This window comes from Cupriavidus pampae (assembly GCF_914271485.1).
In the GTDB taxonomy this organism is placed as follows: domain Bacteria; phylum Pseudomonadota; class Gammaproteobacteria; order Burkholderiales; family Burkholderiaceae; genus Cupriavidus; species Cupriavidus pampae.
Map to the genome: position 1 here is coordinate 57,603 of NZ_CAJZAG010000001.1, position 26,196 is coordinate 83,798.

Here is a 26,196-nt window from a genome sequence, read left to right on the forward strand (position 1 = left end):
CGCAACAACAAACACTCAACGGAGAGAGAAAACATGGATTTCGGATTGCGCGGTAAGCATGCGCTGGTGTGCGGCGCCAGCAAGGGACTCGGTTTCGGTTGCGCGGAAGCGCTGGCCGCTGAAGGCGTCGATGTGGTGATCGTCGCGCGCGGCGCGGAGGCACTCGAGAAGGCCGCGGCGGAACTGCGCGCGCGCTATGGCCGCCGTGTGGTGGCCGTGGCGACCGATATCACCACGCCGGCAGGTCGCAAGCAGGCCCTGGATGCCGTGGCCAAGCTCGGCGACCTCGATATCCTCGTGAACAACGCGGGTGGCCCGCCCCCGGGCAACTTCCGCGACTGGGAGCGTGATGACTGGATCGCCGCGATCGACGCCAACATGCTGACGCCGATCGAGCTGATCAAGGCATCGATCGACGGCATGATCGCGCGCAAGTGGGGCCGTGTGATCAATATCACCAGCGGTGCCGTCAAGGCGCCGATCGACGTGCTGGGCCTGTCCAACGGCGCGCGCTCGGGCCTGACCGGTTTTGTGGCGGGCCTCGCGCGCGAAGTGGCGCAGCATGGTGTGACCGTCAACAACCTGCTGCCCGGCCCGTTCTACACCGACCGCCTGATCAAGAACATCGAGCTCGCCGCCACGAAGGCCGGCATCTCGGTGGAAGACGCCACGGCGCGTCGTGCCGCCGCCAACCCGACGCGCCGTTTCGGCACCTCGGAAGAATTCGGCGCGGCGTGCGCGTTCCTGGCCAGCAAGCAGGCGGGCTTCATTACCGGCCAGAATCTGCTGCTCGACGGCGGTGCCTTCCCGGGCACGATGTGAGATGACGCGTCCCCGCATTGCGCTGATCGCGCACGATCACAAGAAGGACGACATCGTGGCGTTCGCGGGCCGGCATCGCGAGTTTCTGTCGCAGTGCGAATTGCTGGCCACCGGAACGACCGGTGGCCGCATTGCCGACGAGATCGGGCTGACGGTCACGCGCATGCTGTCGGGGCCGTGGGGTGGGGATCTGCAGATTGGGGCGCAGTTGGCGGAAGGGCGCGTCAGCGCGGTGATCTTCCTGCGCGACCCGATGACGCCGCAACCGCACGAGCCGGACATCAACGCGCTGGTGCGCGCGTGCGACGTGCACAACGTGCCGTGCGCGACCAATCTGGCGACGGCGGAGCTGCTGATCGCGCAGCTCTCGCAGGACAGTCATTGAGGGGAAGCGGTCGACCGTGGTCGGCCGTGGCCTAGCGCGGTCTAACGCGGTCTGACCGTGGTCGCGCCGGCGCGCAGCTGGGCCTGCCGCATGATGTGAGGCGGCAGGCGCTTCAACATCAGATGCACCGCTAGCGGAATGAGTACGACGTCATCGACGATGCCTAGCCCGGCCACAAAGTCCGGAATCAGATCGATCGGCGACACCGCATAGACCAGCAGCGCAATGGTGGCCGGACGCAGCCAGACCGGGGCGTCGGGGTGCCGCAGCGCAAACCACAGCATCCGTCCGTCGCGGCGGATCATGGTCCACAGGGCGGAAAAACGTTTCCACATCGTAGGGCCTCCTCGATCACAACGATCATAACGATCACAAGGCCGCGCAAAAAGACACGGCCCAGGCAATTAGCTTGGGCCGTTCGTTCGTGCTTCAAGTTCCCTCGGTCGTTTTAGCCCGGAACGTTGCCTTCCACGCCTTCCACGTAGAACTTCACGTTATGCAGGAAGTTGTCGTCGGCGGTCTGGCCCGCGGCAACCTGTTCCTTGCCCGTGTTGTCCTTGATCGGGCCCTTCCAGATCGGCGCCGAGCCATCGACGATGCCCTTGCGGCGTTCTTCCACGAGCGCCTTGACGTCTTCCGGCACCACCGCGTTGAAGCTCTTGAGGTCGATCATGTTCTCCTTGAGGCCCCACCAGATCGTGCTGTTTTTCCACTGGTTGTTCAGCACGTCGTCGACGACCTTGGTGTAGTACACGCCCCACGAGATGACCGACGCCGCCAGGTGGGCCTTCTCGCCGAACTTGCTCATGTCGCTGTCCCAGCCGAACGCGTAGACGCCTTTCTCCTGCGCGGTCTGCACCACGGCGGCGGAGTCGGTGTTCTGCATCAGCATGTCCACGCCCTGACCAATCAGCGTGGTCGCGGCCTCGCGCTCCTTGCCCGGATCGAACCACTTGTTGACCCAGACCACCTTGACCGACGCCTGCGGGTTCACGCTGCGCGCGCCGAGCGCGAACGCGTCGATATTGCGGACCACTTCGGGGATGGGCACCGATGCCACCACGCCCATCTTGCCGCTCTTGCTCATCTTGCCCGCGACCACGCCGGCCAGATATGCGCCCTCATAGGTGCGCACGTCGTACTGCGCGAGGTTGTCGGCGGTCTTGAAGCCCGTGGCGTGCTCGAACTTCACGTCCGGAAATTCCTTTGCCACCTTCAGCATCGATTCCTGATAGCCGAACGTGGTGCCGAAGATCAGCTTGTTGCCCTGGCTGGCCAGATCGCGGAACACGCGCTCGGCGTCCGCGGCGGACTCGGGCACGTTCTCGACGTAAGAGGTCTTTACCTTGTCGCCGAACTTCGCTTCCACGGCCTTGCGACCGGCGTCGTGCGCATAGGTCCAGCCCGCGTCGCCGACCGGTCCGATGTAGACGAACGCGACCTTGAGCGGTTCGCCGGTGGCAGCGGCGGCCGGTGCTGAAGCCGCACCGGCGGCAGCGGGCGCGTCTTCCTTCTTGCCGCAACCGGCCAGCGCCAGCACGGTGGTGGCCGCGAGGGCCGCCAGGGTGGTCCTGCGTGTGATGTTCATGATCTCTCCTTGGTTGACCGTCTTCTTGGTGGAATGGGTAAAGCGTTTGCGTCGTTCTTCTATGGCAGGGTCAGGCATTGCCGGGGCGGAACGGCTTGCCCAGCGAGGCCGGCATATTGAGGCGGATCCAGGCCGGATTGCGCGAAATCAGCGCCAGCACGACGATGGTCGCGGCGTACGGCAGCATCGACAGGAACTGCGGTGCCACCGCGATGCCGATGCCCTGCAGGTAGAACTGCAGAATCGTCACGCCGCCGAACAGCCATGCGCCGATCAGCACGCGGCCCGGGCGCCAGGTGGCAAACGTCGTCAGCGCCAGCGCGATCCAGCCGCGCCCCGCGACGAGGTTTTCCACCCACATCGGCGTGTAGACCAGCGACAGGTACGCGCCCGCCAGTCCGCAGCACGCGCCCCCGAACAGCAACGCGCCGAAGCGGATCCAGCGCACCGGATAGCCGAGCGCATGCGCGGACTCCGGCGACTCGCCGATCGCGCGCAGCGTCAGGCCCGCGCGCGTGCGGAACAGGAACCACGTGATGGCGCCGCACAACAGCAGGCTGAAGTACACCATCCAGTGATGCTGGAAAAACGCGGGGCCGATAAACGGTAGATCGGCGAGGCCCGGCACGGCCTTGGCCTGCGCGGGCATCGCATAGCCGACGAAGCGCTGGGCCATGAAGGCGGAAAGGCCGGTGCCGAAGATCGACAGCGCCAGGCCGGTGGCCACCTGGTTGGTGGCCAGCACGAGCGCGAGCCACGAGAACAGCGTGGCCATCAGCATGCCGGCACCCGCGCCGGCGACAAAGCCGAGCAATGGCGACTGCGTCTGGTAGCCGACCATAAAGCCGAATGCGGCGGCCACCAGCATCATGCCCTCGGCGCCGAGGTTGAGCACGCCGGCGCGTTCGTTGACGAGCAGGCCCAGTGCCGCAAGCAGCAGTGGGGTACCGGCATTGATCGCGGTGGCGATCAGGGGAGCGAGTTGTTCCATAGCGATTGCGGGCTCTTTCAGGCAGTCCTGGCGCGCCAGCGCAGGCGGTTGTCGATCAGCGTGTCGCACGCCAGCAGGAAGAACAGCAGCATGCCCTGGAACACCCAGCCGAGCGCGGAGGGCAGGCCCAGGCGCGACTGCGCCATCTCGCCGCCGATATAGAACAGCGACATCACGATACCGCCGAACACGGTGCCCACCGGATGCAGTCGCCCGACGAACGCGACGATGATGGCGGTGAACCCATAGCCGGGCGAAATCGACGGCAGCAACTGGCCGATCGGTCCGGTCACCTCGAACGCGCCCGCGAGGCCGGCAGTGGCGCCCGAGATCAGCAGCGCGCTCCACAGCGACCCGCGCGCGGAAAAGCCCGCGTAGCGCGCCGCCGCCGGTGCGGTGCCGCCCACCTGCAGGCGATAGCCCGCAAAGCTGCGGAACACGAACACCGTCATGATCGCCACCAGCACCAGCATGACCACAAAGCCCGCATGCAGGCGCGAGCCCGACAGCAGATTCGGCAGCAGGAACTCGGGCGAAAACACTTTCGACTGTGGGAAGTTCATGCCCTGCGGATCCTTGAGCGGGCCGTTGACGACCCACAGGATCAGTTGCTGCGCGATATACGTCAGCATCAGCGAGACCAGGATCTCGTTGGCGTTGAAGCGGTCGCGCAGCAGCGCGGTGATCGCGGCCCACAGCATGCCACCGGCCATGCCGGCCAGTGAGGCCATCACCAGCACCGGCACGCCGCCGATGGTGTGACCGGGCACGTCGAAATACAGCACTGTGGCGCCGGCGAAGATGCCGCCCAGGATCAGTTGGCCATCCGCGCCGATGTTCCACACATTGGCGCGATAGCAGACCGCGAGGCCGAGCGCGCACAGCACGAGCGGCACGGTCTTCAGCAGGACTTCGCCGATCGCGCGCTTGTCGCGCAGCGGATCGACGAGGAACACCTTGAGCGCGCTCACCGGATCCTTGCCGAGCGCAACGAACAGCAATGCGCCAAACAGCAACGTCAGCGCGAGTGCGATGATGGGCGAGGCATAGGCCATCGCGCGCGACGGGGCGCCACGCGGCGCCAGCGTCAGCAGTGGGCGGAAATCAGCCATGGCTCACCTCCGCGTCGGTCTTGTCGCGTTCGGTGGCGGGACCGCCGTGCCAGAGTCCGCTCATCCACAGGCCCACCTGCTCGCGCGTGGCGGTCTCCACAGGAATCGATGGCGACAGGTGTCCCTTGGCGATGACGTGCAGCCTGTCGCAGATCGCGAACAGCTCGTCGAGCTCTTCGGACACGACCAGCACCGCGCAGCCGGTGGCCTTGAGCGCGAGCATTTCGTTATGGATCTGCGCGGCGGCGCCCACATCGACGCCCCACGTCGGCTGCGCGACGATCAGTACCTTCGGGCCCGAGGCGATCTCGCGGCCCACGATGAACTTCTGCAGATTGCCTCCGGACAGGCTGCGCGCGAGCGCGGCGGGGCCGTTGGCCTTCACGCGAAAGCGCTGGATCACGGTGGCCGCGAGTCCCGCGGCGGCCGTCGGCGAAATCAGGCCCGCGCGCACGAACGGCGGGGTCTGGTGCGAGAGCAACGTATTGGCGGCCAGACTCATGCCGGGTACCGCGCCGCGCCCCAGCCGTTCCTCGGGTACGAAGGCCAGGCCAGCGCGGCGGCGTGCACGCGCATCGAGCTTGCCCACCGGGCGTCCGTCGATCCGCACCGCGCCACCCGCGTCACCAGTGGAACGCCCATCTTCTCCGGACAACGCCGCCAGCAGTTCCTGCTGGCCGTTGCCCGACACCCCGGCAATGCCGACGATCTCGCCGCCATGCACGTCCAGCGCGATGCGTTCCAGCGTGGTGCCGAACGCATGCGCGCGCGGCAGCGACAGCTCGCGCACGGACAGGCGCAGCGGTCCACGCTCGGCGGCCACGCGCGATTCGCGCGGCGGCTCGCCACCGATCATCAGGCGCGAGAGGGAGGCCGCGCTTTCCTCGCGTGGGTCGCACACGCCGGTCACGCGGCCCATGCGCATGACCGTGGCGCGATGGCACAGCGCGCGAATCTCGTCGAGCTTGTGGCTGATGTAGAGAATGCTGGTGCCTTCGGCCGCGAGCTGCCGCAGCGTGACGAACAGCGTCTCCACCGCTTGCGGCGTCAGCACCGAAGTCGGCTCGTCGAGGATCAGCAGTTGCGGATTGGCCAGCAGCGCGCGCACGATCTCCACGCGCTGCCGCTCGCCCACGGACAGCGTATGTACATGACGGTGGGGCTCGAGCGGCAGGCCATAGCGCTCGGCCGTGGTGCGGATGCGCGCGGCCAGCTGTTTCATGTTGCCCGCGTCCTTCGGCGGCAGGCCGAGCGCGATGTTCTCGGCGACGGTCAGCGTGTCGAACAGCGAGAAATGCTGGAACACCATCGCGATGCCCAGGTTGCGCGCATCGTGCGGACTGGCGATCGACACCGGCGCCCCGTTGAAGTGCACCTCGCCGGCATCGGGTCGCACCGCGCCGAAGATGATCTTCATGAGGGTCGATTTGCCGGCGCCGTTTTCGCCGAGCACGGCATGGATTTCGCCGGGCGCGACGGACAGGCTCACGTCGTCGTTGGCGGTCACGCCGGGATAGCGCTTGGTGATGTGGGCAAGCGCCAGCCTGGGAGGGGTTTGTAGGGTCACTGAGGCGGCTCGAATTGTTGTGGCAGCAACGTTGATCTCAGACAGTACGGTCCATCATCATGGCGCGGTAATGTCCGACATTAGTTCCGGATTATATAAGTGTGCGGGGGTGCGAATGCCCGTTTCACGCGGCATGCCGCGTCCTGCAACGGCTCGCGGGAGATTGCAATTCGCATGCCGGAATGAAAAAGGCCACGGCGGGTGCCGTGGCCTTGTGGGGATTGATCGTGCTAACCGTGGTCGGCAGCGTGCTTAACCGTGGTCAGCCATCGCGCTTAGCCATGATTCTCCGCCGGGATCTTCGCAAAGCGCCCATCGCGGTAATCGGCGAGCGTCTGGTAGATCTGGTCCTGCGTGTTCATCACGAACGGACCGTACTGCGCGATCGGTTCGTTCAGCGGTGCCCCTGCAATCAGCAGAAAGCGCGCATCGGCGCTCGCCGTGATCACCACGCCATCACCGAGCCCGGTGTTGTCCAGCACGCCCATGCGCTGCGCCTCCACCACGGCGCGACCCTCGCCTTCACCGATCGCGATCTCGCCGCGATACACGTACACGAACGCGTTGTGGCCCGCGGGTAGCGTCTGCGCGAAGCGCGCGCCAGCCGGCAGATGCACGTCGAGGTACAGCGGCTCGGTGACCGGCCGCGTAACGGCGCCCGCAATGCCGTGCGTCGCCCCGGCGATCACGCGCGCGGTACCGCCATCCGGCAGTGCGACGATCGGAATGTCGCGAGCCGGCACGTCGCGATACCACGGCGTGGTCATCTTGTCGGCGGCGGGCAGGTTCAGCCAAAGCTGAAAGCCCTCCATGCGGCCGTCTTCCTGCTCGGGCAATTCCGAGTGCACGACGCCTGAGCCGGCGACCATCCATTGCGCGCCGCCGTTCTCGAGCAGGCCCTCGTGGCCCGCGCTATCGCGATGGCGCATACGGCCGGCCAGCATGTACGTGATGGTCTCGAAGCCGCGGTGCGGATGGTCTGGAAAGCCGCCGATGTAGTCGTCGCGATTGTCGGTGCCAAACGCGTCGAGCATCAGGAACGGGTCGAGCCGGCGCTGCAGGTTCTGCGTGAGCACGCGCGTGAGCTTGACGCCGGCGCCGTCGGAGGTGGCAACGCCGCGCACGACACGATCGACCGTGCGCGAGCGGGAAACCGTCTCGATAGCCGTGGCGGTGACGGTGGTGGGGGTGCGGGTGTCCATAAGGGTTCTCCGGTTGATGCTGCCTATGCGATATGAGCAATGTATAGATTTGGCGAAATTCCGGTAGACGCCCTAATGACAAAAGATTGTTCTGTCGGCAGAACACTGATTTGGTCGTCGGAAAAGGCCGCTCAATGGGCGGAGAACCGCGCGGAATGACAGGTTCGCAGAACTTGTGTAGAATAGCGGCCTGTTTGTCACAAGTTGCGCAGAGATCGCAACAATCAATCTTGGCCATCGAGGCCGGCAGCCGTACGAATCCCCCAGGATTTGTCCCACGCCGCCCAGCTTCTTGCGCCGCTACCCGGATCGTCACGCTCGTGGCGTTCCATCAAAGAGGTGTTCGCCGTTCGCGGCAGAGCCCCGATAGTCCGTCCGCCGGCGCCCCTGCCGGCCATGGCGGCAATGCAATCTGAACCGGATCCGGCGGAGTCCCCGCAGCGGACCCATTGTTTCTCGCTTTCGTCGTGTGGCGATCCATGCTCATGGACCGCCATGGACCCCCTTTGAGGAAAAGGACCCATGAACCGACAAGCTGTGCGCCTCGCCTGGGGCGCGCTGATTGCCATGGCGCTCGTCGGCCTGATCGCCTGGATCGGACCGGACGTCATCGCCACGCACCGGGACCGGCTGCTGTATGACCTGGCCGATCACCTGCGCCTCGTCGCCATCTCGATGACGCTTGCGCTTGCCACGGGCGTGCCCGCCGGCATCGCGCTGTCGCGCCCGTGCATGCGCCGCTGGGCGGATCGGCTGATGCAGGTCTTCAACATCGGCAATACGGTGCCATCGCTGGCCGTGCTCGCGCTGGCGCTCGCGGTGCTCGGCATCGGCGAGCGGCCCGCGATTCTCGCACTGTGGCTCGCGTCGCTGCTGCCGATCGTGCGCAACACGTACGAAGGGCTGCGCAATGTCTCGCCGGCATTGCGCGAGGCGGCGCGCGGCATCGGCATGACGCCGATCCAGCGACTCGTGCGCGTCGAGTTTCCGAACGCGCTGCCCGTGGTGCTCGCGGGCGTGCGCATCAGCCTGGTGATCAATGTCGGCACGGTGCCGCTGTCGTTCCTGATCGGCGCGAACAGCCTCGGCGAGTTGATCTTCCCGGGCATCTACCTCAACAACCAGTCGCTGCTGCTGCTCGGCGCGGCCGCCACCGCGCTGCTCGCGCTCGTGCTCGATGCGCTGTTTGCGTACGCGGGGCATGTGTATCTGCGCCGCCGCGGGCTGGCCAACTGAAGGAGTATTTGCATGGCTTGGAAACCGGATACGGAGCGCAAGGCGTTCTGGATTTTCGCGGTGGTTGGCGCGATTGTGGCGGCTGTCCTGCTCGGTACTGCACCGGCGCACGCGCAGGCTTCGCAGCCGTCGGCCGGGGAGGGCGCCGCGGCATCCCCAGCGCTGACGTCCTCCGCGCTGAAGATAGGCGGCAAGAATTTCACCGAGCAGCTGATCCTGTCGTCGATGACGTCGCAGTACCTGCGTGCCAAGGGCTTCGGCACCGAGCTGACGTCGGGCCTCGGTAGCACGCTGATGCGGCAGGCACTCGAATCGGGGCAGCTCGACGTGGTGTGGGACTACACCGGTACCGCGCTGATCGTGTTCAACCGCGTGCAGGAAAAGCTTGATGGCCCCGAGAGCTATGCTCGCGTGAAAGCGCTCGATGCCGACAAGGGTCTGGTATGGCTCGCGCCTTCGCGCATCAATAATACGTACGCGCTGGCCATGCCGCGCGTGCGAGCGGAAGCCGCCGGCGTGACCACGCTGTCGGCGCTTGCCGCGAAGATGCGCGCCGACCCCGATGCCAGGCACCCATTCGCGGTGGATATGGAATTCGCGGCGCGACCCGACGGCCTCGAGCCGCTCAAGGCTGCGTACCAGTTGCCCTTCACGCGCAAGGACGTGATCCAGCTGGACCCGGGCCTCGTCTACACCGCGCTCAAGAACGATCAGGTGGAACTCGGCCTGGTCTACATGACCGACGGTCGCGTGAAGGGCTTCGACCTTGCGCTGCTCGAGGACGATCTGCATTTCTTCCCGCCGTACAACGCGGTACCCGTGGTGCGCCGCGCGGTGCTCGACGCCCATCCGGAGCTCGCCGCGCTGCTCGATGCCCTGGCATCGAAGCTCGACAACGCGGCGATGACCGATATGAACTACCAGGTCGATATCGGGCAGCAGCCCGTGGACAAGGTCGCCGGGGATTTCCTGCGCGGCCACGGCCTGATCTGAGGGGACCATGGATCTGCTCGCTTACCTCCAACATAGCTGGCCGACGCTGTTGCGCCTGACGGGCCAGCATCTCGCGCTGGTCGGCGCGGCCGTCGGCCTCGCCATCCTGATCGGCGTGCCGCTCGGCATTCTGATCACGCGCCATCGCTGGCTGGCCACGCCGCTGCTCGCGCTTGCCACCATCGTGCTGACGCTGCCGTCCATTGCGCTGTTCGGGCTGATGATTCCGATCTTCGCGCGCTTTGGCCACGCGCTCGGTTACCTGCCGGCGGTCACGGCCGTGTTCCTGTACTCGCTGCTGCCGATCATGCGCAATACGTACACCGCGCTCGCCAATGTCGACCCCGGCATTCAGGAAGCGGGGCGCGGCATCGGCATGACCACGTGGCAGCGCATGCGTCTGGTCGATCTGCCGCTCGCGGTACCCGTGATCCTCGGTGGCGTCCGTACCGCCGTGGTGATGAACATCGGCGTGACCACCATCGCCGCGCTGATCGGCGCCGGTGGCCTGGGTGTGCTGATCCTGCAGGCCATCAGCCAAAGCAACATGAGCAAGCTCGCGGTCGGCGCGGCGCTCGTGAGCGTGCTCGCCATCGCCGCCGACCTGTGCCTGCAGAGCCTGCAGCGCGCGCTGACACCGAAAGGAATCCGACAATGACCGTGCCCATGATTGAACTCGACCAGTTGACGAAGACGTTCGTGCAGAAGGACGGCACGCGTTCCAACGCGGTGGATGCCGTCTCGCTGACGGTGCCGCGCGGCGAGATCTGCGTGTTCCTCGGCCCGTCCGGCTGCGGCAAGACCACCACGCTCAAGATGATCAACCGGCTGATCGAGCCGACGTCGGGCACCGTGCGCATCGATGGCGAGGACACCTCGGGCATCGATGGTGTGGCCCTGCGCCGCAAGATCGGTTACGTGATCCAGCAGATCGGCCTGTTCCCGAACATGACGATCGAGGAAAACATCATGGTGGTGCCGCGTCTGCTGGGCTGGGACAAGGGCCGCAGCCGCGAACGCGCGCGCGAGCTCATGTCCATGGTGCAGCTCGATCCGGATCGCATGCTCGGCCGCTATCCGCGCGAACTGTCGGGCGGTCAGCAGCAGCGTATCGGCGTGATTCGCGCGCTGGCGGCCGATGCGCCCGTGCTGCTGATGGACGAGCCGTTCGGCGCGGTGGATCCGATCAATCGCGAGAGCATCCAGAACGAGTTCTTCCAGATGCAGCGGCAGCTCAACAAGACCGTGATCATGGTGTCGCACGATATCGACGAGGCGATCAAGCTGGGCGACAAGGTTGCGGTGTTCCGCCGCGGCAAGCTCGTGCAGTTCGATCATCCGGACGCGCTGCTGGCACATCCCGCCGACGACTTCGTGCAGGCCTTCGTCGGTCACGACAACACGCTCAAGCGCCTGCTGCTGGTGCGCGCCGGCGATGCGGCCACGATGCCGCCGAACGCGACGCCGGACACGACGCTCGCGCAGGCGTTCGGCGTGATGGATGACGCGGACGTGCGGCATCTGCCGGTGGTCGATGGATCGGGTAAGGCGGTGGGATATGTGTCGCGCCGCGACGCGCGCGCGGGCATGAGCCGTGGGGATGCCGTCTGTGCCGATGCACTGCGTCCGTTCGCGGCCACGGCCGCCTTCGACGAGCATCTGCGCATCGTGCTGTCGCGCATGTACCAGCACAACACCAGCTGGTTGCCGGTGGTCGATGCCGACGGCGCCTATCTCGGCGAGGTGACGCAGGAATCGATCGCGGACTATCTGAGCTCGGGCCGCTCGCGCGGCGCCAAACTGGCGATGAGCGCCTGAGCGACAAAGGGCGGCTGGCGCGCGATGCGCCAGCCGCCCTTTGTTATCTGCCCCACTCGCAGCGAGCGGGGCATCACGTCATCGGACGTGGGCTGCTTACGCGTGGCCCAGCTCGCCGTCCTTCAGGCGCCACAGGTTCAGCGGGTTGCCATCCTTCACGGCTTCCGGCAGCAGGGCCGCCGGCAGGTTCTGGTAGCAGACCGGACGCAGGAAGCGGTCGATCGCGGTGGTGCCCACCGAGGTCGTGCGCGTGTCCGACGTGGCCGGGTACGGGCCGCCGTGGACCATCGAGAAGCACACTTCCACGCCGGTGGGGTAGCCGTTGAACAGAATCCGGCCAGCCTTGCGTTCGAGCGTCGGCAGCAGGCGCGCGGCCAGTGCATGGTCACCCGCATCGGCCTGCACGGTCACGGTCAGCTGACCCTCAACCGCACGCGCCACGGCGAGCAGATCGTCCGCGTTGCGGCACGTCACGAGCACGGTGGACGGACCGAACACTTCGGCGTGCATGCGCTCGTCGGCCAGGAACTGCTGGGCCGAGGCTTCGAAGAAGGCCGGACGCGCCTGATTCGGGCCAGTGGCCTCGAGGCCGCAACCCACACGCGACAGACCGTTGATATCGGTCAGCTTCGCAATACCCTTTTCAAACGCGCCGTGGATACCCGGTGTCAGCATCGTCGCGGCCGGTTTGCCGCCGATCGCGGCCGTGGCGGCAGCGCGGAAGGCGTCCAGCGCCGGACCTTCGATGGCCAGCAGCAGGCCCGGATTCGTGCAGAACTGACCCACGCCCATCACGAGCGAATCCACCAGATCGCGCGCGATCGACTCACCGCGCGCGGCCAGGGCTTCGGGCAGCAGGAACACGGGGTTGATGCTGCTCATCTCGGCGTACACCGGAATCGGCTGCGGACGGTTGTTGGCCACCTGCGTCAGCGCCAGGCCGCCAACACGCGAACCCGTAAAGCCCACGGCCTGAATGGCCGGATGCGCCACCAGCGCGGTACCGATTGCGATGCCGGCACCCGACACCAGCGAGAACACGCCTTCCGGCAGGCCGGCATCGGCCACGGCCTTCTGGATCGCGCGGCCCACGAGTTCCGAGGTACCCGGATGCGCTGGGTGAGCCTTCACCACCACCGGGCAGCCAGCGGCCAGCGCCGACGCGGTATCGCCACCGGCCACCGAGAACGCGAGCGGGAAGTTGCTGGCGCCGAACACGCCCACAGGGCCGATCGCGATCTTCTGCATGCGCAGGTCGGGACGCGGCGGCGTACGCTCGGGCAGGGCGCTGTCGAGCGTGGCGCTCTGCCAGCGGCCGTCACGCAGCAGGCGCGCGAACAGACGCAGCTGGCCCGTGGTGCGGCCACGCTCGCCGGTCAGGCGCGGCAGCGGCAGCGCGGTTTCGGCATTGGCGCGCTGGATCAGCTCGTCACCGATGGCCTCGATATTGTCGGCAATCTGCTCGAGGAACTTGGCGCGTTGTTCCGGCGAGGTCGCGCGGAACGTATCGAAAGCCGCTTCGGCCAGCACGCAGGCGCGGTCCACATCGGCAGCACCGCCACCGTGGAACGTCGGGGTCAGCGTTTCACCAGTGGCCGGGTTGATGGCCTGGAACGTATCTTCGGTGCCGCGCACTGCGCTGGCGCCAATCAGCATTTCGCCGGTAATCGTCATGATGGGATGTCCTGCTGGGAAGGGAGGAGGGAAGAGAGGATACAGGGCTCTGACGAAAGTCTTTGGCGAGCCCTGAAAATCAGCTTTGCATTTTCGGCATCGAGCCGACGTCATAAGACATCATATGACATGGCGTGCGAGGACGCAACCGCGCAACAACCCGCATCGCGCGCCGCGCCAGTAACGGCTCAGGCGCCCGCCGTGCCAGCCATCGCCGACGCCTTGCGCAGACGTTCGCGGCTGTTGGTCAGGTGCATGCGCATCGCGGCCTTGGCCGCCTCGGGATCATGCCGCTCGATCGCATCATAGATGCTCTCGTGCTCGAAATTGACGCGCTCGAGGTACTGCTCGCGCTCCGGCGTATTCACCTGCAGCCGGCTACGCGGAATCACCATGGTGCCGAGGTGACCCATGATGTCGGTGAAATAGCGGTTGCCGGTCGCGCGCGCGATCGACAGATGAAACTCGAAGTCGGACCGCACCGCGTCGTTGCCGGCGGCGGCATTGCGCTTGAGCTCGTCGAGCGCGCGGCGCATCGCCGCCAGATGCTCATCGGTGCGGCGGGTGGCGGCAAGGCTCGCGGCCTCGGCTTCCAGGCTCACCCGAAACTCGAGCATCGCCAGCACGTCCATCGCGGTGATCATCGCGGACGGGTCGATGCGGAACGGCGAGATCGCTTCCGGCGAACGCGTCAGCACGAACGTGCCGATGCCGTGGCGGGTCTCGACCATGCCGCTTGCCTGCAGTCGCGACAGCGCTTCGCGCACCACGGTGCGGCTCACGCCGAGTGACGCCATGATCTCGGACTCGGTCGGCAGCTTGTCGCCGGGCTTCAGTTGCCCCTGCTGGATGCTGTCCGAGAGGTTGGCGACCACTTCCTCGGCAAGCGTACGGCCGCGGCGGCGCAAGGGTGCGGGCGAGGGGCCGGTCGAGGCAAGCGTCGGAGTGAGCGTGGCGTTGGACATGGAGAAGTCGACGAGATCAGTCGGTGAAGGCAAGCCTGTTGCGTGAAATACGGACGCGTTCATTATACGTTGTCGTAAGTTATACGACGACAGATAACGCACACCAAGCGTATGCGCGATCTTGCCCGTTGGCAAGGTTTATGGCAACTGCCGGGTGGATTGACCGGGGAGGGATGGCGGAAGCGGTGAGATTCGAACTCACGGATGGGTCACCCCATCGGCAGTTTTCAAGACTGCTGCCTTAAACCACTCGGCCACGCTTCCTTGGAGAAGAGCGCGCATTATACAAGCTAACGCAGCAACAAAAAGTTGCATCGTTAGCACAATCGTATCCCCTTGGATTCTCCGCTGATGTTTGACTTGCGGCTTGTCAGTGTCGGTCGGACAGCGCGGAACCTTGCAGGCCTTTCTGGCCTCATATGGCGAAGATGTCTGCATACGACCAGACATCTCGCATATTCCAAACAGAGGAGGATTCCCAATGACCAAGATCCGTCATCAAGGCGCGCTGACCCGCGGCGCCATTCTCGCCGTGACGGCTGTCGCGGCCACGCTGGCCGGCTGCGCGCAGCCCGGCTACAACCAACCGTACGGCAATTCGGCCTACAACGCGCCGCCGCCGCCCGCGTACAACCAGGGCGGCTATCAGCAGCAGCCGGGCTATCAGCAACAACCCGGCTACCAGCAACAGGCGCCCAATACCTATCAGGCGCCGCAGGGTTCGGTGTTCACGGGTCGCGTCGAGTCGATCGAGCCCGTCGCCACCGAGCAACAGAACAGCTCGGGCATTCTCGGTACCGTGATCGGCGGCGCGGCCGGTGGCCTGCTCGGCAACCAGATCGGCGGCGGACGTGGACGCACCGCGGCCACTATTGGCGGCGCCGTAGTGGGTGCGGTAGCGGGCAATCAGGTGGAGAAGCGCACGGGCAGCAATACCAGCACCGTGTACCGCGTCAACGTGCGCCTCGACGATGGCCGCATGGCCAGCGTGACGCAGCGCGATCTGGGCGCCTTGCGCGTGGGTGATCGCGCGCGCGTGGCCAACGATATGGCGACTCCTTACTAAGGGCCACGCCGTACTAACCCAGATATTCCGACGCTACAGGAACATCTCCTGCAGATCGTTCAGGAAGCGTCGTCCCAGCTCGGTGGGGCGGATCGTCGTCAGGTCCGCCTCCAGCAGCCCTTTCTTTTCCGCCGCCGCCAGTTGCTTGCTGATCGAGTGCAGCGGCAACCCCGTGTAGTCATGGAAGCTCGATGCCGGCACCCCATCGGTGAGCCGTAACGCGTTGAGCATGAACTCGAACGGCAGCTCGCTCGCGTTCACGTCGCGCGACTCCTGCACGGCCTCGCCGGCCAGCGCGCGCTCCATGTACGTGGCCGGATGCTTGTAGCGCATCTGGCGCAGTACACGATGCGGAAATGACAGCTTGCCGTGCGCGCCCGCGCCGATGCCTAGGTAATCCCCAAAGCGCCAGTAGTTGAGGTTATGCCGCGCCTCGCGATGCGGTTGCCCATACGCCGACGTTTCGTAATGACGGAAGCCGGCCTGCGCCGTGCGCGCCTCGATCAGATCCTGCATCTCGTAGGCGATGTCCTCGTCCGGCAGCGCTGGCGGATACTTTGCGAACAGCGTGTTCGGCTCCAGCGTCAGGTGATACATCGACAGATGCGTGGTGCGGTACGAGAGCGCCGCTTCGAGGTCGTGCATGCACTCGTCCAGCGTCTGCTGCGGCAGCGCATACATCAGGTCCAGATTGACGTTGTCGAAGTGCCGCAGCGCGATCTCGATCGCACCGCGCGCCTCGCGCTCGCCATGAATGCGCCCCAGCGCCTGCAGATGGCGGTCGCTGAAACTCTGGATGCCGATGGATAGCCGATTGATGCCACTTGCACGGAAGCTCGCGAAGCGCTCGGCCTCGAACGTGCCCGGGTTGGCTTCCATCGTGATCTCGGCGTCCGCATCCAACGGCAGCAACGCGCGGATATCCGACAGCAGGCGATCCATGCCGGCCGCGGATAGCAGGCTCGGCGTGCCGCCACCGATAAACACCGTATGCACGGGTCGGCCCCAGACCAGCGGCAGCGATTGCTCGAGGTCCGCGCGCAGCGCATCGAGATACGCGTCCTCGGGAATTTCCTGCGACCCGCCCGGTGCCGCATGCGAGTTGAAATCGCAGTACGGGCATTTGCGCACGCACCAGGGGATATGCACATACAGCGACAACGGCGGCGACCCCGGTAGCGCGATCTGCCCGGGCTTGAGCCACAACTGCTGATTGTCGGCGGGAGACAGCGTGGTGGAGGACGACGAGGACGACGAGGGTGACGAGGGTGACGAGGGTGACGAGGGTGACGACGGCGACGATGACGAAGATGGCAGGCTGCCGACGGGAATGATCGGAATCATGTGCCGATCCGCATGCCATGCGCCTGCAGGCGCGCCACCAGCCCTTGCAACGCCAGCGCGCGATGGCTGACGGCGTTTTTCTCGTCGGCGCTGAGCTCGGCCGCGGTCTTGCCGAACGCGGGCAGCATGAAGTGCGGGTCGTAGCCAAAGCCGCCGTTGCCGCGCGGCGCGTCGACGACCTCGCCAGCCCATGTGCCTTCCGCGATCATCGGACGCGGATCTTCGGCGTGGCGCACGAGCACCAGCACGCAGTAGTACTGCGCGCGGCGATTGAGCTTGCCCGCCAGCTGCGAGATCAGATGGGCGTTGTTGGCGGCATCCGACTTGGGTTTGCCGACGCACTGGGCATAGCGTGCCGAAAACACGCCCGGCGCACCGTCGAGTGCATCGACGCAGATGCCCGAGTCGTCGGCCAGCGCGGGCATGCCGGCCAGGCGACTGGCGTGGCGCGCCTTGGCCAGCGCGTTCTCGATGAACGTCGCATGCGGTTCCTCGGCTTCAGGGATGCCAAGTTCGCCCTGCGGCACGACGTCAAAGCCGAATGGAGCGAGCAGGGCGCCGAACTCGCGCAGCTTGCCGGCGTTGTTCGAAGCGAGGACCAGACGTTGCATGTTGCCTCCCACGCGTATCAGAGCCCCAGCGCCTGACGCTGAAGGCGGACCAGTTCGGCGATGCCGGCTTCCGCCAGTCGCGTCATCGCATCGAGGTCGGCGCGCGCGAACGGCGCGCCTTCGGCCGTGCCCTGCACCTCGACGAAGCCGCCGCTGCCGGTCATGACCACATTCATATCGGTATCGCAGCTGCTGTCCTCGACGTAGTCGAGATCGAGCACGGGCACGCCATCGACCATGCCGACCGACACCGCGGCCACGAAGTCGCGGATCGGGCTGGCGGCGATCTGCCCGGCCGCCAGCATCTTGCTCACCGCATCGTGCGCGGCGACGAATGCGCCGGTTATGGCGGCCGTGCGCGTGCCGCCATCGGCCTGCAGCACGTCGCAATCCAGGTGAATCGTATATTCGCCCAGCGCGGAGAGGTCGAACACCGAGCGCATCGCGCGGCCGATCAGGCGCTGAATCTCCTGCGTGCGACCGGTCTGCTTGCCGCGCGCGGCTTCGCGATCGGAGCGGGTGTGCGTGGCGCGGGGCAGCATGCCGTATTCGGCGGTGACCCAGCCTTCGCCGGAGCCCTTCTTGTGCGGGGGCACCTTGGCGAGCACGCTCGCCGTGCATAGGACCTTGGTATCGCCAAAGGCACTCAGCACGGCGCCTTCGGCATGGCGCGTGTAATGACGGGTCAGGGTGACAGGTCGCAGCGCATCGGCTGCGCGGCCGCTCGGTCGCATAGGGGGATCTTTTGTCGAATCGGGTTAAGACCGCGATTCTAACGCCGGCCGCTGTCGCGTGCTGCCGGCCACACGAAGATGCTACCCCCTCGGACCGCTAGCGCATGAAGTTCGTGGTCTTGTCGATGGCCGCGCGAATCTCGGCAATCGACCGTTCGATCTCTTCTTCGGACAGCAGGTCGCTGTCGTTGCCGGTCCGCTCGAGGATCGACGTGGTGAACGCGTTGAGCGGCAGCGTGTCGGTCAGCACGGCTTCCTCGCTCGGGGTCGCGGTGTCGAGCTCCCACATCATCGCGATCGCGGTGGTGTTGTCGGCACCTTCGCCGGCATTGAGCAGCGACTGTTCGATCAGGTCCGGAATCGCATGGACCACCGACAGACTCGTCACCTTCTCGACGATGATCCGTTCCTCGATGCTGCCCCACAGGCCGTCCGAGCACAGCATGGCCACGTCGCCCGGCTCCAGCCGCACCGGGCCGCCGATATCGATCAGCGGCAGGTTGGGCGAACCCAGGCAGTTGTAGAGCTTGTTGCGCTCGGGGTGATTGGCCACGTCCATCGGCAGCACACGCTCCTGCTGCAGCAGGTTCTCGATCTTCGAGTGGTCGCGCGTGCGCGTCAGCAGGCCGCCCTTGCGGATCAGATACAGGCGCGAATCGCCGGCATGGGCCCAGTGGATCTGCCCCTGCTGAATCAGGCAGCACACCACGGTCGTGCGCGGGATATCCGCTAATCGGTTCGCTTCCGCATAACGATGGATCTCGCGGTGCGCGAGCATGATCGTGTCCTGCAGAAAGTCGGCGGGATTGCGGATCTGGGGCCGGGCCTGCGCCTGGAACTGGCGGGCCAGGGTCTGCAGCGCCTGCTGCGCGGCCACCTCGCCGAGCGCATGGCCACCGAGGCCATCGGCCAGCACCATCAACAGGGCGTCGCGCGTGAAGCAATAGCCCATGCGGTCCTGGTTGATGCGGCGGCCGCCTTTTCGGCTTTCCTGGTAGACGGAGAATCGCATGTTGGCTATTCGGTAACGTTCTGGCGCGCGCTGGCCGGCCGCTGGGCCCGGGCCGCGCGCGTCGTAATCAATCGGTGCCCACCTCGCGGCGGCGCAGCAGCGTCATAAAGCGGCTGGTCGCGCCCTGGCGCTCGGGCATAGGCTCCGTGGCGGGCGCGGCCGATGCCAGCGCGGCCGCGGATTGCTCGCCGAGCGCATTGCTCTGGTCGCGCAACTCCTTCTGCAGGCGGAACACACTCTGCGGCCGCTCGGACGGCGTCAGGCGCAGGCACCATTCGACCAGATCCACGAGGCCGTTGGTGTACGTGCTGCGCAGCCGCGACATGGCTTCGATCATGCGATCGTCCTTCTCGCGCTGGTTCGCTTCCTGCGGAGGCATGCCCGCCATGCACGCGTAGAGCGTGGCGCCCAGGCTGTAGATGTCGGTCCACGGGCCGAGCTCGGAATGCTTGCCGTACAGTTCGGGCGCGGCAAAACCGGGCGTGTACATCGGTTGGAAGCGCGCGGCCTCCATGGTCAGGATCTGCCGCGCGGCGCCAAAGTCGAGCAGGATCGGCGACTCGTCCTCGCGCAGATAGATGTTGCCGGGCTTGATATCCAGATGCAGCAGCTTGTGGATATGCACCTCGCGCAGCCCGCTCATCAGGTCGTGAAACACCTTGCGGATGAACCGTTCGCGCAGGACCTTGGCGCGACCCTGCTGCCGGGCCTGCAGGATATGCTCCTGCAGCGTCTTGCCCAGCTCGTAGTTCATCACCATGTAGACGGTGGAATTCTCGCGAAAGAAATTCACCACGCGTACCACGCTCGGATGAGAAATAAGCGCGAGCGAGCGGCCTTCCTCAAAAAAGTACTTGAGGCCGAGCCGGAATGACGCGGCATTTTCCTCGGGTACGACGGGGATCAGTTCGCCCGGGCTGCGGCGAGCGAGCGAGGAGGGTAGATATTCCTTGATGGCGACCGGCGCGCCGGTTTCGTCGGTAGCGAGATAAACGAAACTGAACCCCCCGCTGGCCAACTTCTTTACAATGCGGTAATTGGCAAGCAGCGTGCCGATGGGCAGCGGCGCACTCTTGGGTTGGTTAGCGCCCTTGGACTCTGTCATAGGATTCGGGACCGGATTTGCAACGGATTGTCCGGGCTAATCGGTCACTTGTAAAGGAAAGCGTAGCGGGGTGTTGTCGATTATCCAACCCCCGCTATATTTCATTCCGGGCCGCTGTTTTGCATGGCTATTTCCCTGATTTTCGATGTTGCCGGTCTTGTTGCAGTCATGATTTCCATGGCTGATCGGACCGGCCACCGACCCACTCGCGAGATTACCCAATGATTCACAGCATGACAGGTTTTGGTTCGGCCATGCGGCAGGCGCCGCTGACGAACGCGCAGGGCGAGCCCAGCGGGCGGACTGCTTCGGTTTCGGTGGAATTCCGGACTGTCAATTCGCGTTTTCTCGACCTGTTGTTCCGCGCGCCCGAAGAGTGCCGCGCGTACGAGCCGGCGCTGCGTGAAATGCTGATGGGCGAGTTGTCGCGCGGCAAGCTCGAATGCCGTATCAACCTGCAGCGCACCGACACCGGCGGCGCCACGCTGGCGCTGAACCAGGGGCTGCTGGACCAGATTCGCGCGCTTGAAACAACGGTGAGCGCTACCTTCGCGGGCGCGGGCTCGCTGCGCATGGGTGAAATCCTGCGCTGGCCCGGCGTGCTGGTGGAGCCGGAACTCTCGCAGGATGCGCTGCGCGAAGCCGTGATGGGCGCCGCGCGCGAGGCGCTCAAGCAACTGCTCGAAGCCCGCCGTCGTGAAGGCGCGGCCCTCAAGGCCACGCTCGAGGAGCGCGTCGATGCGATGCTCGCGATCGTCGAACGCCTGACGCCGACGATTCCGCAACTGATCGCGCATCATCAGGAAAAGCTGACCGAGCGGCTGCAGGAGGCATTCAACCTCGCGGCGCCAGCGGGCATGCCTTCGATGAGCCGCGACGAGATCGGCGAACGGATTCGCCAGGAAGCCACGGTCTATGGCATCCGCATCGACATCGCCGAGGAACTTTCACGCCTCCAGGCCCACCTCAACGAAACGCGGCATATCCTGAAGAAGGGTGGCCAGGTCGGCAAGCGGCTCGACTTCATGATGCAGGAGCTCAACCGCGAAGCCAACACGCTCGGCTCGAAGGCCGCCGCCAAGGAGCTCTCCGACGCTTCGATGGAGCTCAAGCTGCTGATCGAGCAGATGCGCGAACAGATTCAGAACCTCGAATAACGATCCACCATCATCATGAGCGATTCGTCCCACACTGCCATCGACACCGCCTATCCGGGCAACCTCTTCATGGTGGTCGCGCCTTCGGGCGCCGGCAAGTCCACGCTGGTCAATGCGCTGCTCGCGCAGGACCAGGCCATCCGGCTGTCCATCTCCCACACCACGCGGGCGCCGCGCCCGGGCGAGGAGAACGGCCGCGAATACCATTTCACGAACATCGATGCGTTCCGCGCCGCGCGCGATCGCGGCGAGTTCCTCGAGTGGGCGGAAGTCCACGGCAACTACTACGCGACGTCGCGTGTGTGGATCGAGGAGCAGATGGCGCAGGGCAACGACGTGCTGCTCGAGATCGACTGGCAGGGCGCGCAGCAGGTGCACAAGCGCTTCTCCAATGCCATGGAGATCTTTATCCTGCCGCCGTCGCTGACCGCGCTCGAGGAACGCCTCAAGAAACGCGGCCAGGACGAGCCCAACGTGATCACGCGCCGCCTGCTGGCCGCCGGTAGCGAAATGGCGCACGCCAGCGAGTCCGACTACGTGATCATCAACGAGGTTTTCGAGGATGCGCTGGAGCAGCTGAAGAACGTCGTTCGTGCGACACGTCTGCGCTTTTCGTCGCAAAAGGCGCGTCACGCGGAGCTGTTTATCGAGCTCGGAATTCACTGACCCAATCGGTCAGCGAGGCAGTCAACCAGACGCGGCCGGACCCGATTCGGCCGCGTGCTGTAAAATGGCGGCCTGTCGAACAGGTTTTATCCCAAGGTGGATTTGATATGGCGCGTATTACCGTCGAAGATTGTCTGAAACACATCCCGAATCGTTTCGAGCTCGCGCTGGCCGCGACGTACCGTGCACGTCAGCTCGTGCAGGGTCACACCCCCAAGGTCGAAGCCAAGGACAAGCCCACCGTCGTGGCGCTGCGTGAAATCGCATCGGGCCAGGTTGGCATCGAGATGCTGAAGAAGGTCCCGACCTGATTGTCAGGCGGCCCATCGTGCGTCCTCGCTACCAGCCGGATTCCATAGGCCGCCATCATGTCTGTTCTGCCGCCTGCACCTCCCGCTTCTTCCGGTCCCTCCGGTCCGCCCGGTCGTAGGCAAGGCAACCCCGGCTCGCCCTCAGTGACGGCACGCACCGGCGCACCCAATCTCCCCGATCCGCTCGGCAACGACGTTGTCGGGGAGCGCGCGGCCGTGCCGCCCATCGCGCAAACCAAGGCGCGCGCCGCCACGGCACTGACCAACGAACTGTTGGCGGAGCCGCCGGCCAGCGTGCCGCCGCCGGCGCCCGGCAGCGACCTGTATATCGACGCGGTGCTGGCGCAGTCTTACCGGCACTTCTTCGGTCCCACGTCGCAGCCCGCGGTGCCACCGCGGCAGCAGGTCATCTCGATCGCACGGCTCATGGAGAAGCTGGCTTATCTGAAGCCAGCCGATCAGGCCGTCGTGCGCGAGGCGTTCCAGTTTTCCGACGAAGCCCACCTCGGCCAGTACCGGCAGAGCGGCGAGCCGTATATCACGCACCCGGTCGCGGTGGCGGAGCTGTGCGCCGACTGGAAGCTCGACGTGCAGTCGATCATGGCGGCGCTGCTGCACGACGTGATCGAGGACCAGGGCATTACCAAGAGCGAGCTCGCCGAGAAGTTCGGGCCCAAGGTGGCCGAACTCGTCGATGGGCTGACCAAGCTCGACAAGCTCGAATTCCAGAGTCGCGAACAGGCGCAGGCGGAAAGCTTCCGCAAGATGCTGCTCGCGATGGCGCGCGACGTGCGCGTGATTCTCGTCAAGCTGGCCGACCGCACGCACAACATGCGTACGCTCGGCTTTGTGCCGCCCGAGAAGCGCCGCCGCATCGCGCTCGAGACCATGGAGATCTACGCGCCGATCGCGCACCGTCTCGGTCTCAACACGGTCTACCGCGAACTGCAGGAGCTGTCGTTCAAGGTCGGCTCACCGTTCCGCTACGCCACGCTCGAGAAGGCCGTGAAGGCCGCGCGTGGCAATCGGCGCGAAGTGGTCAAGCGCATTCTCGAAGCCGCGCAGCACGGGCTGGCCGATGCTGGCATCGTGGCCGAGCTGTCGGGGCGCGAGAAGACGCTATACAGCATCTATCGCAAGATGCACGACAAGCAGCTGTCGTTCTCGCAGGTGCTGGACGTGTACGGTTTCCGCGTGGTGGTGGAAACGCAGATGCATTGCTATATGGCGATGGGCGCGCTGCATGGGCTGTACAAGCCGATGCCCGGCAAGTTCAAGGACTACATCGCGATTCCGAAGATCAACGGCTACCAGTCGCTGCATACGACGCTGGTGGGTCCGTTCGGCACGCCGGTGGAGTTCCAGATTCGCACGCGCGGCATGCATCAGATCGCCGAAGCCGGCGTGGCCGCGCACTGGATGTACAAGCATCAGGCCGATCACGCCAACGATATCCAGCAGCAGGCGCACCAGTGGCTGCAGTCGCTGCTCGATATCCAGAGCCAGACTGGCGATTCGCAGGAATTCCTCGAACACGTCAAGATCGACCTGTTCCCGGACGCGGTCTACGTGTTCACGCCCAAGGGCCATATCCGCGCCTTGCCGCGCGGTGCCACCGCGCTCGACTTCGCGTACGCGGTGCATAGCGACCTCGGCAATCAATGCGTGGCCGTCAAGATCAACAACGAGCTGCTGCCGTTGCGTACGGAGCTCAAGAGCGGCGATATCGTCGAGGTGGTGACGGCGCCGTACTCGAAGCCGAATCCGGCATGGCTCGCGTTCGTGCGCACCGGCAAGGCGCGCGCGGCAATCCGCCATTACCTCAAGACGACCAAGCTCGACGAGGCGATCCAGTTGGGCGAACGCCTGCTGGAGCAGGCCGCGCGACAACTGGGCATCGAACTCAAGGCGGTGCCGCAGGCGGTGTGGGATCGCATGATCCAGTGGACCGGCAACAAGCACAGGGAAGACATCTTCGCGGACCTCGCGCTCGGCCGTCGCGTGCCGGCCGTGGTGGCGCGCCGCATGGAGATCCTGTTGCAGGAGCTGTCCGGCGATGTCGACAGCGCGCTGCTGGCGGCGGTGCAGACGTTCGCAGGTGAAGAAGCGCCAGCGGTGGCGATTACCGGCGACGAAGGCATGTCGATGATCTTCTCGGCGTGCTGCCGGCCGATTCCCGGCGACTCGATCGTGGGCTACCTCGGCAAGGGCGAAGGTCTGCAGATCCACGTGCAGGACTGCAAGGTGGCCAAGCGGCTGCACAGCAAGGACCCCGAGCACTGGATCGAGGTCATGTGGGCGAAGAAGACTACGCGCGCGTTCGATGTATCGATCAAGGTGATGGTGCGCAATACCAAGGGTATCGTCGCGCGCCTCGCCGCGGACCTCACGTCGGCCGATGCCAACGTCGCGCATATCTCGATGGAGCAGCAGCAGGGCGGCCACCAGGAAGCGACGTACATGCAGTTCGTGCTTCAGGTCCAGAACCGCCTGCACCTGGCCAACGTCATGCGCGCACTGCGCCGCAACCCGGACGTGATCCGCATCTTCCGCGATCGCAACGATACCTGATCAGGCCTCGCCCGGTTTCGGGTATCGCACCTCCACAATATCGATCTGTTCGATACCTGCTGGCGTACGCAGCGGTACGGTATCTCCCTCGCGCGCCTTGATCAGCGCCTTGGCAATGGGCGAGATCCAGCTCACGCGATTCGTGGCGAGATCCACTTCATCCATGCCGACGATCGTGATCGTCGTCTCCTCGCCCGCGCGATTCGTGTAGGTGACCGTGGCGCCAAAGAAGATCTGATCGTTGTCGCCCTGCAGCGAGGGGTCGACGACCTCGGCCTTGTCGAGCCGGCGCGTGAGAAAGCGAATGCGGCGATCGATCTCGCGCAGCCGCTTCTTGCCATACAGATAGTCACCGTTCTCCGAACGGTCGCCATTGGACGCGGCCCACGACACGATCTGCACCACGTCGGGACGATCGACGTCGATCAAATGCATGAGCTCGTTGCGCAGGCGGTCGTAACCGGTGGCGGTGATGTAGTTCTTGGTGCCGGCGGGCAGCGGGGTCGCGCCTTCCGGGAGGTCCTCGTCATCCTCGTCGGACGACTCTTTGACGAATGCTTTGTTCATGTTGAGATCACTTCCTGAGACCGTCATTATAGGAAGGTGCGTCCCGGCAGCAAAAAAATGCGCAAAGGGGCTTCCCAAAAATCAAAACTTCTATATAATCTCTTTTCTCGCGTGCGGCTGTAGCTCAGTTGGATAGAGTACTTGGCTACGAACCAAGGGGTCGTGGGTTCGAATCCTGCCAGCCGCACCACCAATCAGGACAAGGGGCTTCCGGAAACGGAAGCCCCTTTTCTTTTGTCCTCGGGAAGCAGAAGCCCTTTTCTGTCCTCGAATCTTCTGTCCCCGGAACGCCTCCCCATTCCAACGCTCAAACCTGAGTGATCACACACGGGAGAGCCCTCATGGCAAGCGATGACTGGCGCGTGGAGCAATACCGCGGCAAGGACGCCTACGTCCTGGTCTCGCCGCAGCGCGAAAACGTTGCGGGCAGCATGGACGAGACGCAGCTATGGCACTACGAGGTGCGCATCACGGAGGAGGGCACCGATCCCACCGATGCTGGCGACACCGAGGTGCTGCACAGTGGCAATCATGTCTTCGCCACGCGTCATGCGGCGGAGACCGCGGCGTTCGCTGCCGCATACGCGCAGATCGACAAGCTGCTTGCATGACCTCCGCATGCGCCGTTGCGAGATACGCAATGGCGCATGTCGACGCTCATTGCCTCGCGTTTGACGAGGATCATTCTTGTCCCGAACG

At 65.2% G+C, this 26,196-nt stretch carries 26 protein-coding genes and 2 tRNA genes; 13 read left to right on the forward strand and 15 right to left on the reverse strand.

Going from position 1 to position 26,196, the window contains the following annotated elements:
- The first annotated feature begins 33 nt into the window (after positions 1-33).
- Together LDO41_RS00295 and LDO41_RS00300 are read left to right on the forward strand one after the other, a co-directional pair.
- The gene (locus LDO41_RS00295) at positions 34-822 is read left to right on the forward strand and encodes an SDR family oxidoreductase (protein WP_223980408.1); all 789 of its coding nucleotides are present in this window, start codon (positions 34-36) and stop codon (positions 820-822) included.
- A gap of 1 nt (position 823) precedes the next feature.
- Complete coding sequence (locus tag LDO41_RS00300) at positions 824-1,207, forward strand: methylglyoxal synthase (protein WP_223980410.1); 384 nt, start codon at positions 824-826, stop codon at positions 1,205-1,207.
- Positions 1,208-1,248: 41 nt separating this feature from the next.
- On the opposite strand, the gene LDO41_RS00305 is transcribed toward LDO41_RS00300, so the two are convergent.
- From LDO41_RS00305 to LDO41_RS00330, 6 genes are all read right to left on the reverse strand, one after another.
- Positions 1,249-1,542, reverse strand: coding sequence for a YkvA family protein (locus LDO41_RS00305; protein ID WP_223980412.1), 294 nt, complete (start codon positions 1,540-1,542; stop codon positions 1,249-1,251).
- 113 nt (positions 1,543-1,655) lie between these two features.
- The gene (locus LDO41_RS00310; RefSeq protein ID WP_223980415.1) at positions 1,656-2,795 is read right to left on the reverse strand and encodes a BMP family ABC transporter substrate-binding protein; all 1,140 of its coding nucleotides are present in this window, start codon (positions 2,793-2,795) and stop codon (positions 1,656-1,658) included.
- A 70-nt stretch (positions 2,796-2,865) separates the two neighbouring features.
- Positions 2,866-3,786 (reverse strand): ABC transporter permease, encoded by a 921-nt coding sequence (locus tag LDO41_RS00315; RefSeq protein ID WP_223980417.1) that lies wholly within the window; start codon positions 3,784-3,786, stop codon positions 2,866-2,868.
- Between the two features lie 17 nt (positions 3,787-3,803).
- On the reverse strand, positions 3,804-4,898 hold the full coding sequence (locus LDO41_RS00320) for an ABC transporter permease (RefSeq protein WP_223980420.1): 1,095 nt from the start codon (positions 4,896-4,898) through the stop codon (positions 3,804-3,806).
- Complete coding sequence (locus LDO41_RS00325; protein ID WP_223980421.1) at positions 4,891-6,465, reverse strand: ABC transporter ATP-binding protein; 1,575 nt, start codon at positions 6,463-6,465, stop codon at positions 4,891-4,893. The genes LDO41_RS00320 and LDO41_RS00325 overlap by 8 nt, the downstream gene beginning before the upstream one ends.
- A 275-nt stretch (positions 6,466-6,740) precedes the next feature.
- Positions 6,741-7,667: a pirin family protein gene (locus LDO41_RS00330; RefSeq protein WP_223980423.1), complete on the reverse strand. Its 927-nt coding sequence runs from the start codon at positions 7,665-7,667 to the stop codon at positions 6,741-6,743.
- Positions 7,668-8,189: 522 nt separating this feature from the next.
- Between LDO41_RS00330 and LDO41_RS00335 the strand changes: the two genes are divergently transcribed.
- The 4 genes from LDO41_RS00335 to LDO41_RS00350 are packed head-to-tail and all read left to right on the forward strand — an operon-like array spanning position 8,190 to position 11,714.
- Complete coding sequence (locus LDO41_RS00335) at positions 8,190-8,903, forward strand: ABC transporter permease (RefSeq protein ID WP_223980426.1); 714 nt, start codon at positions 8,190-8,192, stop codon at positions 8,901-8,903.
- Between the two features lie 12 nt (positions 8,904-8,915).
- Positions 8,916-9,896 (forward strand): glycine betaine ABC transporter substrate-binding protein, encoded by a 981-nt coding sequence (locus LDO41_RS00340; protein WP_223980428.1) that lies wholly within the window; start codon positions 8,916-8,918, stop codon positions 9,894-9,896.
- Positions 9,897-9,903: 7 nt separating this feature from the next.
- Positions 9,904-10,554 (forward strand): ABC transporter permease, encoded by a 651-nt coding sequence (locus LDO41_RS00345; RefSeq protein ID WP_223980430.1) that lies wholly within the window; start codon positions 9,904-9,906, stop codon positions 10,552-10,554.
- An 8-nt stretch (positions 10,555-10,562) separates the two neighbouring features.
- Positions 10,563-11,714 carry an osmoprotectant ABC transporter ATP-binding protein OsmV gene (locus tag LDO41_RS00350; RefSeq protein ID WP_223982294.1) on the forward strand — a complete coding sequence of 384 codons (1,152 nt, stop codon included), beginning with the start codon at positions 10,563-10,565 and terminating at the stop codon, positions 11,712-11,714.
- A 96-nt stretch (positions 11,715-11,810) separates the two neighbouring features.
- Here LDO41_RS00350 and LDO41_RS00355 read toward each other — a convergent pair whose 3' ends face one another.
- From LDO41_RS00355 to LDO41_RS00365, 3 genes are all read right to left on the reverse strand, one after another.
- Positions 11,811-13,388 carry an aldehyde dehydrogenase (NADP(+)) gene (locus LDO41_RS00355; RefSeq protein WP_223980432.1) on the reverse strand — a complete coding sequence of 526 codons (1,578 nt, stop codon included), beginning with the start codon at positions 13,386-13,388 and terminating at the stop codon, positions 11,811-11,813.
- Between the two features lie 188 nt (positions 13,389-13,576).
- Positions 13,577-14,353 carry a FadR/GntR family transcriptional regulator gene (locus LDO41_RS00360; RefSeq protein ID WP_223980434.1) on the reverse strand — a complete coding sequence of 259 codons (777 nt, stop codon included), beginning with the start codon at positions 14,351-14,353 and terminating at the stop codon, positions 13,577-13,579.
- Between the two features lie 174 nt (positions 14,354-14,527).
- Positions 14,528-14,617 (reverse strand) — tRNA-Ser (locus LDO41_RS00365).
- Positions 14,618-14,834: 217 nt separating this feature from the next.
- Here LDO41_RS00365 and LDO41_RS00370 point away from each other — a divergent pair.
- Positions 14,835-15,419 (forward strand): outer membrane lipoprotein, encoded by a 585-nt coding sequence (locus LDO41_RS00370; protein ID WP_223980436.1) that lies wholly within the window; start codon positions 14,835-14,837, stop codon positions 15,417-15,419.
- Between the two features lie 33 nt (positions 15,420-15,452).
- On the opposite strand, the gene hemW is transcribed toward LDO41_RS00370, so the two are convergent.
- From hemW to LDO41_RS00395, 5 genes are all read right to left on the reverse strand, one after another.
- Positions 15,453-16,763 carry a radical SAM family heme chaperone HemW gene (gene hemW / locus LDO41_RS00375; RefSeq protein ID WP_223980438.1) on the reverse strand — a complete coding sequence of 437 codons (1,311 nt, stop codon included), beginning with the start codon at positions 16,761-16,763 and terminating at the stop codon, positions 15,453-15,455.
- Positions 16,760-17,374: an RdgB/HAM1 family non-canonical purine NTP pyrophosphatase gene (rdgB, locus tag LDO41_RS00380; protein WP_223980440.1), complete on the reverse strand. Its 615-nt coding sequence runs from the start codon at positions 17,372-17,374 to the stop codon at positions 16,760-16,762. Before rdgB ends, hemW begins: the two co-directional genes overlap by 4 nt.
- 17 nt (positions 17,375-17,391) lie before the next feature.
- Positions 17,392-18,108, reverse strand: coding sequence for a ribonuclease PH (rph, locus tag LDO41_RS00385; RefSeq protein WP_223980442.1), 717 nt, complete (start codon positions 18,106-18,108; stop codon positions 17,392-17,394).
- A gap of 97 nt (positions 18,109-18,205) precedes the next feature.
- Positions 18,206-19,120 carry a PP2C family protein-serine/threonine phosphatase gene (locus LDO41_RS00390; protein WP_223980445.1) on the reverse strand — a complete coding sequence of 305 codons (915 nt, stop codon included), beginning with the start codon at positions 19,118-19,120 and terminating at the stop codon, positions 18,206-18,208.
- A gap of 67 nt (positions 19,121-19,187) precedes the next feature.
- Positions 19,188-20,225 (reverse strand): serine/threonine protein kinase, encoded by a 1,038-nt coding sequence (locus LDO41_RS00395; RefSeq protein ID WP_223980448.1) that lies wholly within the window; start codon positions 20,223-20,225, stop codon positions 19,188-19,190.
- Positions 20,226-20,446: 221 nt separating this feature from the next.
- Here LDO41_RS00395 and LDO41_RS00400 point away from each other — a divergent pair, with 221 nt between their 5' ends.
- The 4 genes from LDO41_RS00400 (at position 20,447) to LDO41_RS00415 (ending at position 24,930) form a co-directional block, all read left to right on the forward strand.
- Positions 20,447-21,382: a YicC/YloC family endoribonuclease gene (locus tag LDO41_RS00400; protein ID WP_223980452.1), complete on the forward strand. Its 936-nt coding sequence runs from the start codon at positions 20,447-20,449 to the stop codon at positions 21,380-21,382.
- 15 nt (positions 21,383-21,397) lie between these two features.
- Entirely contained in the window at positions 21,398-22,048 is a 651-nt protein-coding gene (gmk, locus tag LDO41_RS00405) for a guanylate kinase (protein WP_377740938.1), read from the forward strand.
- Between the two features lie 107 nt (positions 22,049-22,155).
- A complete protein-coding gene (rpoZ, locus tag LDO41_RS00410) occupies positions 22,156-22,359 on the forward strand; it encodes a DNA-directed RNA polymerase subunit omega (RefSeq protein WP_006578656.1) in 204 nt (67 codons plus the stop codon).
- A gap of 144 nt (positions 22,360-22,503) precedes the next feature.
- Positions 22,504-24,930: a RelA/SpoT family protein gene (locus LDO41_RS00415; RefSeq protein WP_223980457.1), complete on the forward strand. Its 2,427-nt coding sequence runs from the start codon at positions 22,504-22,506 to the stop codon at positions 24,928-24,930.
- Here the strand turns inward: LDO41_RS00415 and greB are convergent, their stop codons facing one another.
- Positions 24,931-25,497, reverse strand: a complete 567-nt coding sequence (greB, locus tag LDO41_RS00420) for a transcription elongation factor GreB (RefSeq protein WP_223980459.1) — start codon at positions 25,495-25,497, stop codon at positions 24,931-24,933.
- A 113-nt stretch (positions 25,498-25,610) separates the two neighbouring features.
- Between greB and LDO41_RS00425 the strand changes: the two genes are divergently transcribed.
- Together LDO41_RS00425 and LDO41_RS00430 are read left to right on the forward strand one after the other, a co-directional pair.
- A tRNA-Arg gene (locus LDO41_RS00425) sits at positions 25,611-25,687 on the forward strand.
- 151 nt (positions 25,688-25,838) lie between these two features.
- Positions 25,839-26,108, forward strand: a complete 270-nt coding sequence (locus tag LDO41_RS00430; RefSeq protein ID WP_223980461.1) for a hypothetical protein — start codon at positions 25,839-25,841, stop codon at positions 26,106-26,108.
- Positions 26,109-26,196: the final 88 nt, after the last annotated feature.

What these genes read in the sequence shown, in the direction of transcription:
- rpoZ (WP_006578656.1), top strand. Translation starts at nt 22,156, where the DNA reads ATGGCGCGTATTACCGTCGAAGATTGTCTGAAACACATCCCGAATCGT.
- LDO41_RS00345 (WP_223980430.1), top strand. Translation starts at nt 9,904, where the DNA reads ATGGATCTGCTCGCTTACCTCCAACATAGCTGGCCGACGCTGTTGCGC.
- rdgB (WP_223980440.1), bottom strand. Translation starts at nt 17,374, where the DNA reads ATGCAACGTCTGGTCCTCGCTTCGAACAACGCCGGCAAGCTGCGCGAG.
- LDO41_RS00430 (WP_223980461.1), top strand. Translation starts at nt 25,839, where the DNA reads ATGGCAAGCGATGACTGGCGCGTGGAGCAATACCGCGGCAAGGACGCC.
- LDO41_RS00305 (WP_223980412.1), bottom strand. Translation starts at nt 1,542, where the DNA reads ATGTGGAAACGTTTTTCCGCCCTGTGGACCATGATCCGCCGCGACGGA.
- LDO41_RS00355 (WP_223980432.1), bottom strand. Translation starts at nt 13,388, where the DNA reads ATGACGATTACCGGCGAAATGCTGATTGGCGCCAGCGCAGTGCGCGGC.
- LDO41_RS00340 (WP_223980428.1), top strand. Translation starts at nt 8,916, where the DNA reads ATGGCTTGGAAACCGGATACGGAGCGCAAGGCGTTCTGGATTTTCGCG.
- LDO41_RS00310 (WP_223980415.1), bottom strand. Translation starts at nt 2,795, where the DNA reads ATGAACATCACACGCAGGACCACCCTGGCGGCCCTCGCGGCCACCACC.
- LDO41_RS00320 (WP_223980420.1), bottom strand. Translation starts at nt 4,898, where the DNA reads ATGGCTGATTTCCGCCCACTGCTGACGCTGGCGCCGCGTGGCGCCCCG.
- rph (WP_223980442.1), bottom strand. Translation starts at nt 18,108, where the DNA reads ATGCGACCGAGCGGCCGCGCAGCCGATGCGCTGCGACCTGTCACCCTG.
- hemW (WP_223980438.1), bottom strand. Translation starts at nt 16,763, where the DNA reads ATGATTCCGATCATTCCCGTCGGCAGCCTGCCATCTTCGTCATCGTCG.
- LDO41_RS00300 (WP_223980410.1), top strand. Translation starts at nt 824, where the DNA reads ATGACGCGTCCCCGCATTGCGCTGATCGCGCACGATCACAAGAAGGAC.
- LDO41_RS00390 (WP_223980445.1), bottom strand. Translation starts at nt 19,120, where the DNA reads ATGCGATTCTCCGTCTACCAGGAAAGCCGAAAAGGCGGCCGCCGCATC.
- LDO41_RS00395 (WP_223980448.1), bottom strand. Translation starts at nt 20,225, where the DNA reads ATGACAGAGTCCAAGGGCGCTAACCAACCCAAGAGTGCGCCGCTGCCC.
- LDO41_RS00400 (WP_223980452.1), top strand. Translation starts at nt 20,447, where the DNA reads ATGATTCACAGCATGACAGGTTTTGGTTCGGCCATGCGGCAGGCGCCG.
- LDO41_RS00330 (WP_223980423.1), bottom strand. Translation starts at nt 7,667, where the DNA reads ATGGACACCCGCACCCCCACCACCGTCACCGCCACGGCTATCGAGACG.
- LDO41_RS00295 (WP_223980408.1), top strand. Translation starts at nt 34, where the DNA reads ATGGATTTCGGATTGCGCGGTAAGCATGCGCTGGTGTGCGGCGCCAGC.
- LDO41_RS00350 (WP_223982294.1), top strand. Translation starts at nt 10,563, where the DNA reads ATGATTGAACTCGACCAGTTGACGAAGACGTTCGTGCAGAAGGACGGC.
- LDO41_RS00370 (WP_223980436.1), top strand. Translation starts at nt 14,835, where the DNA reads ATGACCAAGATCCGTCATCAAGGCGCGCTGACCCGCGGCGCCATTCTC.
- gmk (WP_377740938.1), top strand. Translation starts at nt 21,398, where the DNA reads ATGAGCGATTCGTCCCACACTGCCATCGACACCGCCTATCCGGGCAAC.
- LDO41_RS00335 (WP_223980426.1), top strand. Translation starts at nt 8,190, where the DNA reads ATGAACCGACAAGCTGTGCGCCTCGCCTGGGGCGCGCTGATTGCCATG.
- LDO41_RS00315 (WP_223980417.1), bottom strand. Translation starts at nt 3,786, where the DNA reads ATGGAACAACTCGCTCCCCTGATCGCCACCGCGATCAATGCCGGTACC.
- LDO41_RS00360 (WP_223980434.1), bottom strand. Translation starts at nt 14,353, where the DNA reads ATGTCCAACGCCACGCTCACTCCGACGCTTGCCTCGACCGGCCCCTCG.
- greB (WP_223980459.1), bottom strand. Translation starts at nt 25,497, where the DNA reads ATGAACAAAGCATTCGTCAAAGAGTCGTCCGACGAGGATGACGAGGAC.